We start from the raw sequence: 13,867 nt of genomic DNA on the forward strand, positions 1-13,867 counted from the left end.
AGGAGTCTTCTTATGATTGGTCACGATAACCACGAAGAAATCGACCGCTATGGATTTGCCCCTTGGATCGCAGGGGGAGTCATAGCAACCGCATTGATCGTTTGCATGTTCAGCCTTGCGGCCGGTTTCGCTTAAAACACGCATTCAGATTTAAACCCATTTTTGTAGGTGCCTATCGGCCAGTTTGCTGGCCGATACGGACAGCTTTTATCAGGAGAAACACTATGTCTCGCATTCAATCCATCGTCATCACACCTATCGCCTTTCGCGATCCACCTCTGTTGAATGTGTATGGGGTCCACGAGGCGTGGGCGTTACGTACCATCATCGAGCTGAAAACCGAAGACGGCCAGTACGGTCTGGGGGAGAGCTACGGTGACGAGCAAACCATCAGCCAATTGCGTCAAGTGGCTCCCCATTTAGAAGGTATGGACGTGTTTAACATGAACGCTATCCGCCAGAAAATCGAGGAAGTCATCACCTTACCTGACCCAGACTCAGGCTTAGACATTGCTCCGGGTACCCTAGGTGCGACCACTGTGCCACGTATTTTCTCTGCCTTTGAAGTGGCCTGTTTAGACGTAATGGGTAAGATTACCGGCCGTCCTGTCTGCGATCTGTTAGGTGGTAAAGTGCGGGATGAAGTGGCCTACAGCGCCTACCTATTTTACAAATTTGAGCGCCACGGTTTCACCGATGATCCATGGGTGGACAAATGGGGCGAGGCTGTGACTCCAGCACAAATCGTTGATCAAGCACGCGCCATGATCGATCAATACGGTTTCCAATCCATCAAGCTTAAAGCCGGTGTGTTTGAGCCAGAGGAAGAAATCCAAGCCCTAGAAGCCCTGCGGGATGCCTTCCCTAACCTGCCCCTACGAATTGACCCAAATGGCGGCTGGACCGTGGAAACCACCAAGCGTTTATTAGATAAATTCGGGAATGGCTTGCTGCAATACCTTGAAGACCCAGCCCACGGCAAAGAAGCCATGAGCCAAGTGAGCGCCATGACGGACATTCCGCTGGCGACCAATATGTACGTCATTGGTTTCTTTGATCTACCCAAAGCCATTGAGCTGGATTCCGTACAGGTGATCCTATCGGACCACCATTATTGGGGCGGTTTAAAGGCCACCCAAGAGCTGGCAAAAATTTGTAAGACTTGGGACATGGGGCTCTCCATGCACTCCAACTCCCACTTGGGCATCAGCTTAATGGCCATGACCCATGCGGCAGCGGCCATTGAAAACCTCACCTACGCCTGTGACACCCATTACCCATGGCAAGAAGAGGAAGTCATCAAAGGTGGCAAAATCCAATTCAAAGACGGGGCAGTGGTCGTACCAGATCGCCCAGGTCTTGGGGTGGAGCTAGACCATGAGGCCCTAGCCGTCTTAGCGGAGAACTACAAAAACTGCGGTATTCGTGCCCGTGATGATGTTTCTGAGATGCGTAAGTACCAACCTGACTGGAAGGGTACTGTACCACGTTTCTAACCTAACAACTGGGCCCCTTGTCTGCCCTGTTGTGACAAATCAAAGACAAGGTTATTGTCCTGCTTGCCCGAACTCAGTGATGAGTTCGGGCTTTTTTATGGCGTGAGTACCGAAGTTTGAATGTCTTCTAGCAAGCTTATTAAAGCAGGGTTGTCATTGTCTTCCCGCCAGATCAAATGCAAGTCACTGCTGATGCCCTCAGGCAACTCAATCGGGCGACACACCACTTGATCAAATTGAATCACAGCAGCACTTTTGGGGATCAAGGCCATGCCCACGTTGGCATTTACCAAGGACAAAATAGTCAGTGTAGAACCCAGATTTTGCACCACATTGGGAGCGATTCGAGCGGCGCGAAACATACCCGACAGTAGCTCATGGAAGGGATGATATTCGGAATGAGAGTACAGAATAAACGCCTGCTCATGGAGGTCGGCCAAGCTTATTTTAGGCTGTTTCACCAAGGGGTGCTGACGGGGCAAAGCCAATACAAATGGCTCACTTAATAGGAACTGACTCGCCAGATCCGGTTGCGGCGGAGCTGACCGGACAATGCCCAGATCCACTTGCCGTGAGCGCACGGCTTCTTGCTGTTCAAAGCTGTTCATTTCCGCAAGGGAAATCTTGATGTTTGGACGCTGCTGATGGGCGTTGGCAATCACCTTAGGGACAAACTCGTAGACGGCACTGGGAACAAAACTCAGGGTCACCGTGCCTATGTCACCTGCGGCAATTTTCTTGGCGGACATGGCCGCCCGATCGGCTCGCTCTAACAGGCTTTTGGCTTCTGTTAAAAAAGCACGACCGGCAGCGGTCAGCACCACACTGCGGGTGGTGCGGGTCAGTAAGGACACCCCAAGCTGATGTTCCAATAGCTGGATCTGACGACTCAAGGGAGGTTGCGTCATATTGAGACGCTCCGCTGCCTTACTGAAGTTTAGCTCAGTGGCAACGGTGACAAAGCAACGTAGTTGGAAAAATTCCATCGACTCACTCCTGTGAGTCGATGTACTCGTCCCACGGTTGACCGATTAACGGAACTCGCAGCTTGCTACGGTCCAATGATCGGTTTGTTCATGTAAGGTCAAACCTAAGCCCGGACGCTGAGGCACGATCATCTTGCCATCGCGGATTTCAAAGCGCTCATTAAAGGCAGGTTCTAACCACTCAAAATGTTCTACCCAAGTGCTGTGCTCGTAGGCCGCCGCTAAATGTAGGTGAATTTCCATCACAAAGTGCGGTGCCATGATCATGCCACGCTGTTCCGCCTGTGCTGCCACCTTCAAGAAAGGCGTAATACCACCAATACGAGGAGCATCGTGCATCAATACATCAACCGCTTCGTTTTCCACATAACGGTTCACTTCCGCAGCGCTTACCAGCATTTCCCCCGTACCCACTGGCGTAATCAAGGCATCGGACAACATCTTGTGACCCGCCACATCGTAGGCGTCCAATGGCTCTTCGATCCACTGTAGACCAAAGTCATCTAACGCTTTACCCATGCGCATGGCAGTCGTTCGATCCCATTGCTGGTTCACGTCTACCATTAGGGGCACGCTATCACCAAAGTGCTTACGGATCGCCTCAACTCGAGCGATGTCTTCCTTATGATCTGGATGACCCACTTTCATCTTGATGCCGCCAATACCACGGGCTAACGAAGCTTCAGCCTTATCAATGATCTCACCCACAGACGCCTGCAAATAACCGCCTGACGTGTTGTAACAACGCACTTCGTTGCGATGGGAACCCAGCAACTTAGACAGAGGCAAGTTAGCGCGGCGGGCTTTTAAGTCCCACAAAGCCGTATCAAAGGCAGCAATAGACTGAGCCACCAAACCACCGCGACCGACGGAAGCCCCCGCCCAAGTCAGCTTGCTCCACAGGCGAGAGATATCACTTGGGTCTTCACCAATCAGCAGAGGTGCCACTTCTTTGGCAAACGCATATTGCGCTGGACCACCGGTACGTAAGGTGTAGCTAAAGCCCATGCCGTAGACACCTTGCTTAGTTTCAATCTCCACCACTAACAGGGCCACTTCGCCCAGTGGTTTTTGCTTACCTGTTAGTACCTTGGCATCACTTACAGCTTGTTTCAGTGGGACATTCACGGAACGTAGTTTGATGTACGAAATTGCATCCGCTTCGATAGTCTGTGTCAGTGTGGCTTGATTCATAATGTGTCTCCTAACCCTATGTTCACAATATGAGCACATAGTAAGCAGACAACTTATTTAGGTCTAATATAGATAGAATAGAGAATGATACAATAAATGAATAAATAAGCCCAAGACATGAAAAAGCCCCTTAACTGTCAGCTAAAGGGCTTTTCTGTGAGAGCAGAAACACCTAGGGGTTACACGGCGGTTAGCAGCGGCTTTCCAGCAAAATGGGCAGCCAGATTATCCACTACCAGCTGGGCCATGGCCCCACGGGTTTCATAGGTACCGCTGGCACAGTGGGGCTGCAAAACCACATTATCCATGGTCAGCAACGGCGCTGGCACGTTTGGCTCATCCACAAACACATCTAAGCCTGCCCCAGCGATAGAGCCTTGTTGTAACAACTCCACCATGGCGGGTTCATCCACCACTGAGCCACGGGAAACGTTAATGAAGTAGCCTTTTGGCCCTAGGGCCGTCAGTACTTCTCGACTGATCATACCCTGTGTGTCTGCGCCACCCGGCACCACAGGGGCCAGCACGTCCACGTCCTTTGCCAAGGCAACTAAATCATCGTAATTGGCATAATCCACTTCAGGCTTAGGAGAACGGCTGTAGTAGCTCACGATCATGCCAAATGCTTCGGCCCGTTTGGCAATGGCTTTACCAATGCGACCTAGGCCTACGATACCGAGCTTTTTGCCCTTAATGGCGGTATTTAAAGGCATCATGCCTTTTTCTACCCAGCTACCGTCTTGAATCCAGTTCACCGCCGGTAAGAATCGACGCAGGGTTGTTAGAGTCAGCATCATGGCCATGTCCGCCACGTCATCGGTGAGGACATCAGGGGTATTGGTCACGGGAATGCCACGCTCATGGCATTTGTCCACACAGAGAGTGTCCAATCCCACGCTAGAACAGCAAACAATCTCTAAGTTAGGCAAACGGGCCAACAGGGACTCTGGGAAGCCACCGCCGCCGTGAGTCGTCACCACAGCACGAATACGCTCGCCCACCTCGTCCAGCATCGCCTCTTTACCCTGTTCATCTGCTTGGTCATAACGGTGAAGTTGGTAGGTTTCTTCCAGTATTTTCATTTGTTCTGGTCGATTTGGCCAAACCACTAATACGTCGATTTTACTCATCTTAAGATTCTCCCGTAGGCAGCCTGTCTGCTGCCAAAATATGCCTAATCCATGTTTTTTCTCGTATTGGGCTTACTGATTCGCAATTCATAGGATCGATAACAAAGGGGGGCCAATGAGCACCAACACCGCAGAACCGATTAAGGTCGAAGTGGCGATGGCGTTAGCCGTTTCTTTGCCGTTGCTACCATGGGCCACCGATACTACATAGGCTGAAGCCGCGATGGGGGCACCAAAAAACAGGAATAAATAGAGCTGTTCATGCTGGCTAAAGCCCAACAATGATGCGCCTATGGTCAGCACAATCGGGCTGATAAACACCTTAATGCCCATGGCAAAGGTGGTTTGTTTCGACATGGAAAAACGGCTGGTCGCCAAAGAGCCCCCGATGCATAAGAGCGCCAAAGGCAAGGTCACGCCCCCGAGGTATTTCCCCGCAGACACCACCTGAGACGGCACGGGCAAACCAATTAAGTTCACCAAGATACCCGCCGCTACCCCTACAATCATGGGGTTGGTGGCGATGGTTTTAAGCAGGACTTTGATGTCTAGCTTGCGATCGTCTTGAAACCGAGCGAAGGCCGTCTCTGCGAGAACGTTAAAGGTCACCGAGGTAATACTGGCAAGCACACCACCAATGACCACCCCTTCGTCACCAAACATGTTGACCACGAGGGCCAAACTAAACACCCCTGTGTTGCCACGGAATGCCATCTGAATGAAATGACCGCGCTCGTTTTCAGGTAGGTGAATACGGCCCGATGCCCACCAGGCGAAGCCAAAGGTCACCATGATGCCGACAAAGAAATACACAGGTAGCTGCCATGACATGACGTCCCCAGGAGAGGCGCCCAGCATGCTGAAGAAGAGAAGGGTCGGCATGCCCACCATGAACACAAAGCGGGAACCCGACGAGATAAAACTGTCGTCGATGATGCGTCGTTTACGTAAAAACGTGCCGACCGCGATCAACAATAGCACCGGTGCAGAAACATCCAATATTGCAGTAAACGCCGACGCATCCATATTCCACTCCTGAATAGGTTTTAGTTCGCTCCAACAAAAAAGGGGCACATAACGTGCCCCATAAAATAGCGAGTTTGGAGTCTAAGTTAGCAAATGCTTACTTTACTTTTCCATCTAGCAACTGAGGCACATTCAGAGGGTTGGCGTCTTGGATCGCCGCAGGCTGAAGCGCTACAGGTAGATCTTGGTAACACACTGGACGTACGAAGCGATCAATCGCCGCGCTGCCCACAGAGGTCGTACGGGAGTCAGACGTTGCCGGGAACGGACCACCGTGAACCATGGCATGACACACTTCCACACCCGTTGGGTAAGCGTTACACAGGATACGACCTGCTTTGCGCTCTAGAGTAGGTAGTAGGGCACGAACTGCTTCTGTGTCTTCGTCTGTCATTTGGATAGTGGCCGTTAGCTGGCCTTCCAAGTGTTCTGCCACCGCTTTGTACTCGTCCAGATTGGCACATTGGATTACCAAAGAGGTAGAACCGAACACTTCGTCTTCCATGGATGGGTCCGCTAGGAACGCCGCAGCCGTGGTTTTGAATACATGTGCCTGACACTGGTTTGGCGCATCGCTTGAGTTGCCTTTACCCACTAGCTCAACACCTTTGTTGTCCGCTAGCTTAGCCACACCTTCACAGTAGGCTTGGTAGATGCCCGGTGTCAGCATGGTTTGTGTGCCTTGGGCTTGGATTTCAGATGCTACCGTATTGATGAAAGTATCAGTCGCTTCACCATCGCAAGTCACAACAAGACCAGGGTTAGTACAGAACTGACCAGCGCCCATCATTAGGGAGCCCACAAAGCCTTTACCGACCGCTTCCGCTTGTGTCGCTAGCTTGTTTGGCATCAAGAATACAGGGTTGATCGAGCTCATCTCTGCGTACACAGGGATCGGCTCTTTACGGGCTGCAGCGATGTTCATCAGCGCCACACCACCAGAACGAGAACCGGTAAAGCCCACTGCTTTGATGGATGGGTGCTCAACCAAGGCAGCGCCCACTTCACGACCAGAGCCGTACATCAAAGAGAAAACACCTGCTGGCATGCCTGTCTTAGCGGCTGCAGCCGTGATCGCACGACCAACAAGTTCAGCTGTGCCAGGATGGGCAGAGTGTGCTTTAACAATAACAGGACAACCTGCTGCTAGTGCAGAAGCGGTATCACCACCGGCAACAGAGAACGCCAATGGAAAGTTAGACGCACCAAATACTGCAACAGGACCCAATGGGATGTACTGAAGACGTAGGTCATTACGTGGCAGTGGAGTACGCTCAGGCATCGCAGGATCGATGCGCACGTCTAGGTATTTACCTGCACGAACCACGCCTGCGAACATGCGCAATTGACCCATAGTACGGCCACGCTCACCTTCAATACGCGCTTGTGGCAAACCAGACTCTGCCATGGCGCGCTGAACTAGGGTGTCGCCTAGGGCTAGGATCTCGTCAGCAATGGTTTCTAGGAAAGTTGCACGTGCTTCAGGTGTGGTAGCACGGTACGTATCGAATGCTTGCCATGCGGCGTCAGCGGCTTGGTTAACCTGCTCTTTGGTACCACCTAGGTAAGCAGGTGCCATGATTTCGTTGGTTGCAGGGTTGATCGCTTCAATGGCTTTCAATGAGCCTTGAACCTCCTGACCTGCAATCAGAAGTGTGCCTTTAAGTTGAGCTTCCATTTGTATCCCCTTTTTGAGCGGATTAAGCCAGCCTGAGCCAGACTTAATAGTTCATCGAGAGGTTAATCAAACGTGTTGGAGACACTGTAGCGTTGGTAACGTTGGAATGCTCGGTTCAAATGCTGGTACATGGCATCTCGGGCCGCATCCGAATCTTTTGCTTGGATGCTGGTTAAGATGGCCTTGTGCTCTGCTCGCACTCGTTCCAAATATTCTTCACTGGCTACATGGTCAACGTCTGAATTAACCAAGTTAGCTCGTGGGATAACGTTCTTATTAAACTGTTCGTAGAACTGCTTAAAAAATGGATTGTGGGTCGCTTGGCAAATGGCTAAGTGGAATTCATAGTCTTCTTTACGAGCCAGCTCACCGCGCAAAAGCGCCGCGTCAAACTCTGTAAAGTGCTGTTCCATTCGTGCCAAGTCTGCATCGGTACGACGCTCAGCGGCCAGTGCACAGGCGGCACTTTCAACACTCATGCGAATCTCAAGGATGTGCAAGATGTCTTTGATCGCCGTCGGATCGACGTTGTATGCAAACACGTTTTCACTCGACATGGAGCGTAGCACGGTCGTGCCCACGCCCCGTCGAGTTTCCACCAATCCTAATGACTTGAGTTGGGTAATAGCTTCACGAATAACAGTTCGGCTCACTCCAAACAGATCACACAGGGCGCCTTCGGTGGGCAGCTTGTCGCCGACCTTAATGCGTCCAGAGGTAATCTCTGTTTCCAGTTGCTTTGCAACGGTGGTGGCGAGGCTATCGCCTTTGCCAACTCGTTGGATTTGAAGTGTGCTACTCAATGTTTCGTTACTGCCCATGCGTCTCATGCCATTATTTTTTATAGAACATTATCCTAGAGCGCATTATCTAACAAGCGTTGGTTTCTTCGGATTGAAGGTCCAACCAGGAATTAAGAACTGCATCGCCATGGAGTCGTCACGTTGACCCAGTGTTAGCGACTTGTACAGCTCATGTGCTTCCATCAATTTCTCACGATCCAATTCAATGCCTAGACCTGGAGTGGTTGGCACGGCGATCTTGCCGCCTTTGATCTTGAATGGGTCTTTGGTAATGCGTTGACCATCTTGCCAAATCCAGTGTGTGTCGATGGCAGTGATTTCGCCCGGACACGCTGCGGCAACATGAGTCATCATCGCAAGTGAGATGTCGAAGTGGTTATTACTGTGAGAACCCCAAGTCATGCCCCACTCGTTACACAACTCACCCACTGCTACTGCGCCTTGCATCGTCCAGAAGTGACAATCCGCTAGAGGGATGTCCACAGAGTCCAGACGCACAGCGTTGCGGAATTGCTGCCAGTCAGTGGCGATCATGTTAGTAGCTGTTTTCAAACCCGTACGGCGTTTGAATTCAGACATGGTTTCACGACCAGACCAAGCCCCTTCTTGACCACATGGGTCTTCTGCGTAGCTTAAGATGTCTTTAATCGGTGTTAGGTACTCAACCGCTTGATCAAGGGTCCAAGCACCGTTTGGATCTAAGGTTAGACGCGCGTCTGGGAAAGCTTCATACAAGGCACGGATACAGTCCGCTTCTTGATGGCCGTCCAAAACACCGCCTTTTAGTTTGAAGTCTTTAAAGCCGTAACGCTCGTAGGCACCTTTTGCTAGGTTAGCAATGGCATCTGGCGTTAGAGCTTCTTCACCACGAACTTTGTCCCATGCATCAATTGGATTGTCGTAGCTTGGGTACGGTAGATCGGTTTTCTTGCGATCACCAAGGAAGAACAAGTAACCCAAAGCTTCCACTTCATCACGCTGACGACCGTATTGGCCCAGTAGCTCAACCACTGGCAAGCCCATGTTTTTGCCCGCAAGATCCAACAAGGCGGACTCAATACCTGTGATCACGTGTACCGCAGTACGTAGGTCAAAGGTTTGGTTGCCGCGTACGTCGTCTGCTTGACCAGAAGTGGCTTCGCGCACAGAGGAAATGATGGACTTCCACTTGCCAACACTCTGGCCCACGATCAATTCTTTGCAACGCTCTAGGGTTGAAATGATGCTGTCTGTGGCTGGGATTTCCCCAAGGCCGATGTTGCCATCGTTGTCTTCTAGCACGACAACGGTACGGATGAACCAAGGGGCATGGCCGCCACTTAGGTTAAGTAGGAAGCTGTCGTAGCCTGCAACCGGTACGACTTCCATTTTTTTAATGGTGGTAAACATAATTCTCTCCACTCAATGAGCAAACGGGAGAGCAAACTCTCCCGTTATCGACTTATTTGTTCTGTTCGATGATCGCTTTTAGTGCCGCTAGATCAGCATCGTTAGGCATAGTTAGTGGCGGACGTACGTCACCAGCAGGCATACCTTGCAATGCAACACCCGCTTTGATCAAGCTCACTGCGTAACCTTTTTTCGTGTCACGTAGACGGCAGAACGGAATGAAGAAGTTTTGAATGATGCTGGTCACAGTCGCTTTGTCACCGGCACGCAATGCTTTGTAGAAGTTCATCGCCATTTCAGGCATGAAGTTGTACGCCGCAGAAGAATAAGTGTTAACACCGATTGATAGGTAGGCTTCAGCGAAGATCTCCGCTGTTGGTACACCACCGATGTAAACCAAACGATCACCCACTGTTTTGATTGTGTCGTTCAATGCAGCGATGTTACCCACGCCGTCTTTTAACGCCACCATGTTCGGGTTACGCGCTGCCAATTCTTTTACGGACTCAGCGCTTAGGATGCCGTTACCACGGTTGTAGTAAACGAACTGGATGTCAGCACTTGCCATGACTGCAGACGCGTATTCAACCACGCCATCTTCTGGGCATTCTGTTAGGAAAGGAGGCATCAACAAGATACCGTCACAGCCAGCATCCGCAGCAATGTTAGAGAACTTAGACGCATCTTTGATGCTACGACCCGCTGCAGCGATCACAGGCACACGACCTTTTACCGTAGCAACAGACACTTCTACGATTTCACGGAAGTCTTCTTCGTCTAGAGAGAAGAACTCACCTGTACCGCCTGCGATGAAGATCGAAGACACACCGTGAGCGATGAAAGCTTCCAAACGCTCTTTGTAAGTTTCAGCGTTAAATTTACCGTTCGCATCAAAGTCAGTTACTGGGAAAGATAAAAGACCATCACTCAATGCTTCGCGAATTTGTTCTACAGAAAAAGCCATGCTGTTTTCCTCTCTTGTTGTTATTTGTTTGAGCCTAACGGCTTGTTGGTATGATGTTTACTTGTAATACATCATACAACTATACAATTAAATAGCAATGCCATTTACGATTAAAAATCAGGTCACTGGTGCAGGGTTAAATAACACCAAGTCGTTGTGTAGGCCGAGCTTGTCTGCCGCCACTTGTTTGCGGCCAGACGCCACATCCAGAATCAGGTGGAAAAGCTCCCAACCCGCTTCTTCTAAAGTGATCTCTTTGGAAGCAATACGGCCAGCATCCATGTCGATCATGTCGTGCCAGCGCTTACCTAAGGTAGAGTTTGTAGACACCTTAATCACTGGAGCGACTTCTAAACCGTATGGCGTACCTCGACCCGTGGTGAACACCTGAATGTTCATCCCCGAAGCGAACTGCAAGGTGCCACAGATAAAGTCACTGGCTGGGGTCGCAGCGAAATTCAAACCACGCTTACGAATGCGCTCTCCAGGACTCAACACATCAACAATAGGACTGTTACCGGACTTGGTAATGGAGCCAAGGGACTTCTCAACGATGTTGTTTAAGCCGCCTTTTTTGTTACCCGGAGTCGTGTTGGCACTGCGGTCTGCTTTACCTTGGCTCAGGTAATCATCAAACCACTGCATTTCACGGAGTAAGGCCTGACCCACTTCAACCGTGTCCGCACGGGGCGTTAACAGATGAATGCCGTCGCGCACTTCGGACACTTCCGAAAACATCACGGAACCCCCTGCACGCACAATCAAGTCAGACGCATAACCCACTGCTGGGTTAGCGGTCACACCAGAGAACGCATCACTGCCACCACACTGCATGCCCACTACAAGCTCAGAGATAGGACAAGGCTCACGACGACGTTTATTCAAACGCTCAAGGTGCGCTTCCGCCATCTCCATGATGTGATCCACCATATCTTGGAAACCATGGTGATTCTCGTCTTGCAGACTGACCACATGGTCTTCTAGGGTCTTGGCCGCTTCCGAGTTCGGCAGAATGTTTACCGCTTGCTCATCATCAATCTCTAATAAGCGAGACGGTGATAACTTCTCACAGCCCAGACCGATAACCATGATCTCACCGCCGAAGTTTGGGTTCTTAGCAATGTTTTGTAGGGTACGAATGGGCACAATGGCCGCTGGTGCCGTAATGGCCACACCACAACCGTAAGTGTGGTTCAGCGCCACAACGCCATCCACATTCGGGTATTTCGGCAGCAAGGTCTTCTTGATCAGTTTCACCACATAATCCGTGATCCCCGCCACACATTGCACACTGGTGCTAATACCTAGAAGGTTTTTCGTGCCTGCGGAGCCGTCTGGATTACGATAACCATCAAAGGTGTAACCTTCTAATGGCTCAAATGCTGGTTTTTCGCGAGTGGCCAGTTGCAACTCATCTAACTTAGGTGGCGTTGGCATATCCACGACTTTTTCAGACACCCAAGAACCTTGCTTGATGTCGTGCTTCGCGTAGCCCACTACCTCGTTATAACGGCGCACTTGGCCACCGGTTTCGATGTCCACCAAGGCCACCTTGTGACCTTGTGGGACGTCTTCAATCAAAGTGATGCCGCCGGGCAATTCTGCCCCTTTTGGCGCGCCACCTTGGTTGAGAATAATCGCAACGTTGTCGCTCTCATGAATTTTAATTAGTACGTAGGAATCGCTCATGATTACGCCTCTTTATTCGCTTGTTGCTTGCTCTTCTTGTGGATCATAACCGACACCACAACAGACAGAATGATCAGCCCCCAAAGCACCATAGCAATTGGACTCTTAGTCACAAGCACCGAGTACTCACCGTAGGACTCCAAGCTTTTCACAAAGTAGACTTCCGCAGAGCTACCTAAGATAAAACCGATCACCAAAGGCGCGACTTCGATACCAATCTTGGTGAAAATCCAACCGGCCACACCGAAAATCAACAGCGTCCAAACATCAAACATGATGCCGTAGTTGATGGCATAAGCACCTACCGCACACATCATGACGATGATTGGGTAAAGGATAAATTTCGGAATCAACACCACTTTGGCAATGTGACGGATCGCATAGAACATGACGATGAACATCACAATGTTGGCAAACATCAAGCCAGTGATCATGGAGTACCAAGTATCGATGTTTTCACCGATAAACAACGGCCCCACTTGTAAGCCCTGAAGGGTAAAGGCACCGATCAAAACCGCTGTGGTACTGTCACCTGGGATACCCAAGGACAATAGCGGGATCAAGGCACCACCGGTCAAACTGTTGTTGGCAGACTCAGACGCCACCAAACCTTCCGGCTCACCTTTGCCTAATTTTTCAGGCTGTTTCGACAAGTTTTTCTGCTGGGTGTAGGCCAAAATAGACGCTGCACTACCACCGATACCCGGCAACATGCCCACAAAAGTACCGATAGAAGAGGAACGGAATAGGTTACCGATTTGACCTTTAAAGATATTGAAGGAAAACGGCTTACCTTTGGACAGGTTCACCTTGTTCTCAACCGAGGTTTCCTTGGTGCCTTTTTCCGCTTCTTCGATGATGGTGGAAATACCAAACAAACCGATCAGCACTGGCAATAGGGAGAAACCGTAGGCCAAGTAGGGCTCCATGAAATCCGCCATCAGACGGTATTCACCGTTACCACCGTTGGACACATCGTAGGTACCGATCAAGCTCAACAGCACACCTAATAAGCCACTGAAAACCCCCATTAGGATGTTTTTCGATAGGGATGCAATCACCGACATAGCAAAGAAGATCATCAAGAACTTCTCAACATAGGAGAACTTAATCGCAAAATCCGCCAAGATCGGAGCAAAAAAGAACAAGATCACAGCACTAAAGAAGCCACCAAACAAGGAAGCTACAATACAAGTCTTCAAGGCACGCTCGGCTTCGCCACGCTGTGCCATGGGGTAGCCATCAAAGGTTGTCGTAATAGAAGATGGGGTACCCGGGATGTTCAGCAATACCGCTGGCACCAAGCCACCGGAAATGCCACCCACGTATAGACCCAGCAACAGCGCCAAACCGTCGTGCAAACCCAAGGTATAGGTTAACGGCAAACACACCGCTACCGCCATAGTGGCTGTCATACCTGGAATCGCACCAAAAATGATGCCGATAATGGATCCTGCTGCCGCTAATAGGAAGTACGCAGGCGAGAGTAATTCTAAAAACTCCATAGTGTCA

Annotated in this window: 12 protein-coding genes; 2 read left to right on the plus strand and 10 right to left on the minus strand. The window is 50.5% G+C overall.

From position 1 onward, the window contains the following. Positions 1-12 precede the first annotated feature (12 nt). Together ACZ5DR_RS04930 and ACZ5DR_RS04935 are read left to right on the plus strand one after the other, a co-directional pair. Positions 13-135, plus strand: a complete 123-nt coding sequence (locus ACZ5DR_RS04930; protein WP_228190183.1) for a dihydroxy-acid dehydratase — start codon at positions 13-15, stop codon at positions 133-135. A gap of 89 nt (positions 136-224) precedes the next feature. Next, positions 225-1,496, plus strand: a complete 1,272-nt coding sequence (locus tag ACZ5DR_RS04935) for a glucarate dehydratase family protein (protein ID WP_377366237.1) — start codon at positions 225-227, stop codon at positions 1,494-1,496. A gap of 95 nt (positions 1,497-1,591) precedes the next feature. Here the strand turns inward: ACZ5DR_RS04935 and ACZ5DR_RS04940 are convergent, their stop codons facing one another. The 10 genes from ACZ5DR_RS04940 to ACZ5DR_RS04985 all read right to left on the minus strand — a co-directional run bounded on the left by ACZ5DR_RS04940 (position 1,592) and on the right by ACZ5DR_RS04985 (position 13,860). Continuing rightward, positions 1,592-2,482, minus strand: a complete 891-nt coding sequence (locus ACZ5DR_RS04940) for a LysR family transcriptional regulator (RefSeq protein ID WP_377366236.1) — start codon at positions 2,480-2,482, stop codon at positions 1,592-1,594. Between the two features lie 45 nt (positions 2,483-2,527). After that, positions 2,528-3,676, minus strand: coding sequence for an L-talarate/galactarate dehydratase (locus ACZ5DR_RS04945; RefSeq protein WP_377366235.1), 1,149 nt, complete (start codon positions 3,674-3,676; stop codon positions 2,528-2,530). 179 nt (positions 3,677-3,855) lie between these two features. After that, the gene (locus ACZ5DR_RS04950) at positions 3,856-4,806 is read right to left on the minus strand and encodes a 2-hydroxyacid dehydrogenase (protein ID WP_377366234.1); all 951 of its coding nucleotides are present in this window, start codon (positions 4,804-4,806) and stop codon (positions 3,856-3,858) included. Positions 4,807-4,893: 87 nt separating this feature from the next. Continuing rightward, positions 4,894-5,832 carry an AEC family transporter gene (locus ACZ5DR_RS04955; RefSeq protein ID WP_377366233.1) on the minus strand — a complete coding sequence of 313 codons (939 nt, stop codon included), beginning with the start codon at positions 5,830-5,832 and terminating at the stop codon, positions 4,894-4,896. Between the two features lie 97 nt (positions 5,833-5,929). Continuing rightward, complete coding sequence (locus ACZ5DR_RS04960; protein ID WP_377366232.1) at positions 5,930-7,510, minus strand: aldehyde dehydrogenase (NADP(+)); 1,581 nt, start codon at positions 7,508-7,510, stop codon at positions 5,930-5,932. A gap of 62 nt (positions 7,511-7,572) precedes the next feature. Beyond that, on the minus strand, positions 7,573-8,331 hold the full coding sequence (locus ACZ5DR_RS04965; RefSeq protein ID WP_377366231.1) for a FadR/GntR family transcriptional regulator: 759 nt from the start codon (positions 8,329-8,331) through the stop codon (positions 7,573-7,575). A gap of 45 nt (positions 8,332-8,376) precedes the next feature. Next, positions 8,377-9,702 carry an enolase C-terminal domain-like protein gene (locus tag ACZ5DR_RS04970; protein ID WP_377366230.1) on the minus strand — a complete coding sequence of 442 codons (1,326 nt, stop codon included), beginning with the start codon at positions 9,700-9,702 and terminating at the stop codon, positions 8,377-8,379. A gap of 52 nt (positions 9,703-9,754) precedes the next feature. Continuing rightward, on the minus strand, positions 9,755-10,666 hold the full coding sequence (locus ACZ5DR_RS04975) for a 5-dehydro-4-deoxyglucarate dehydratase (RefSeq protein WP_377366229.1): 912 nt from the start codon (positions 10,664-10,666) through the stop codon (positions 9,755-9,757). Positions 10,667-10,783: 117 nt separating this feature from the next. After that, complete coding sequence (garD, locus tag ACZ5DR_RS04980) at positions 10,784-12,355, minus strand: galactarate dehydratase (protein WP_377366228.1); 1,572 nt, start codon at positions 12,353-12,355, stop codon at positions 10,784-10,786. A 2-nt stretch (positions 12,356-12,357) separates the two neighbouring features. Beyond that, entirely contained in the window at positions 12,358-13,860 is a 1,503-nt protein-coding gene (locus tag ACZ5DR_RS04985; protein WP_377366227.1) for a tripartite tricarboxylate transporter permease, read from the minus strand. Positions 13,861-13,867: the final 7 nt, after the last annotated feature.

Source organism: Marinomonas vaga (assembly GCF_055388305.1).

What these genes read in the sequence shown, in the direction of transcription:
- ACZ5DR_RS04930 (WP_228190183.1), top strand. Translation starts at nt 13, where the DNA reads ATGATTGGTCACGATAACCACGAAGAAATCGACCGCTATGGATTTGCC.
- ACZ5DR_RS04935 (WP_377366237.1), top strand. Translation starts at nt 225, where the DNA reads ATGTCTCGCATTCAATCCATCGTCATCACACCTATCGCCTTTCGCGAT.
- ACZ5DR_RS04940 (WP_377366236.1), bottom strand. Translation starts at nt 2,482, where the DNA reads ATGGAATTTTTCCAACTACGTTGCTTTGTCACCGTTGCCACTGAGCTA.
- ACZ5DR_RS04945 (WP_377366235.1), bottom strand. Translation starts at nt 3,676, where the DNA reads ATGAATCAAGCCACACTGACACAGACTATCGAAGCGGATGCAATTTCG.
- ACZ5DR_RS04950 (WP_377366234.1), bottom strand. Translation starts at nt 4,806, where the DNA reads ATGAGTAAAATCGACGTATTAGTGGTTTGGCCAAATCGACCAGAACAA.
- ACZ5DR_RS04955 (WP_377366233.1), bottom strand. Translation starts at nt 5,832, where the DNA reads ATGGATGCGTCGGCGTTTACTGCAATATTGGATGTTTCTGCACCGGTG.
- ACZ5DR_RS04960 (WP_377366232.1), bottom strand. Translation starts at nt 7,510, where the DNA reads ATGGAAGCTCAACTTAAAGGCACACTTCTGATTGCAGGTCAGGAGGTT.
- ACZ5DR_RS04965 (WP_377366231.1), bottom strand. Translation starts at nt 8,331, where the DNA reads ATGGGCAGTAACGAAACATTGAGTAGCACACTTCAAATCCAACGAGTT.
- ACZ5DR_RS04970 (WP_377366230.1), bottom strand. Translation starts at nt 9,702, where the DNA reads ATGTTTACCACCATTAAAAAAATGGAAGTCGTACCGGTTGCAGGCTAC.
- ACZ5DR_RS04975 (WP_377366229.1), bottom strand. Translation starts at nt 10,666, where the DNA reads ATGGCTTTTTCTGTAGAACAAATTCGCGAAGCATTGAGTGATGGTCTT.
- garD (WP_377366228.1), bottom strand. Translation starts at nt 12,355, where the DNA reads ATGAGCGATTCCTACGTACTAATTAAAATTCATGAGAGCGACAACGTT.
- ACZ5DR_RS04985 (WP_377366227.1), bottom strand. Translation starts at nt 13,860, where the DNA reads ATGGAGTTTTTAGAATTACTCTCGCCTGCGTACTTCCTATTAGCGGCA.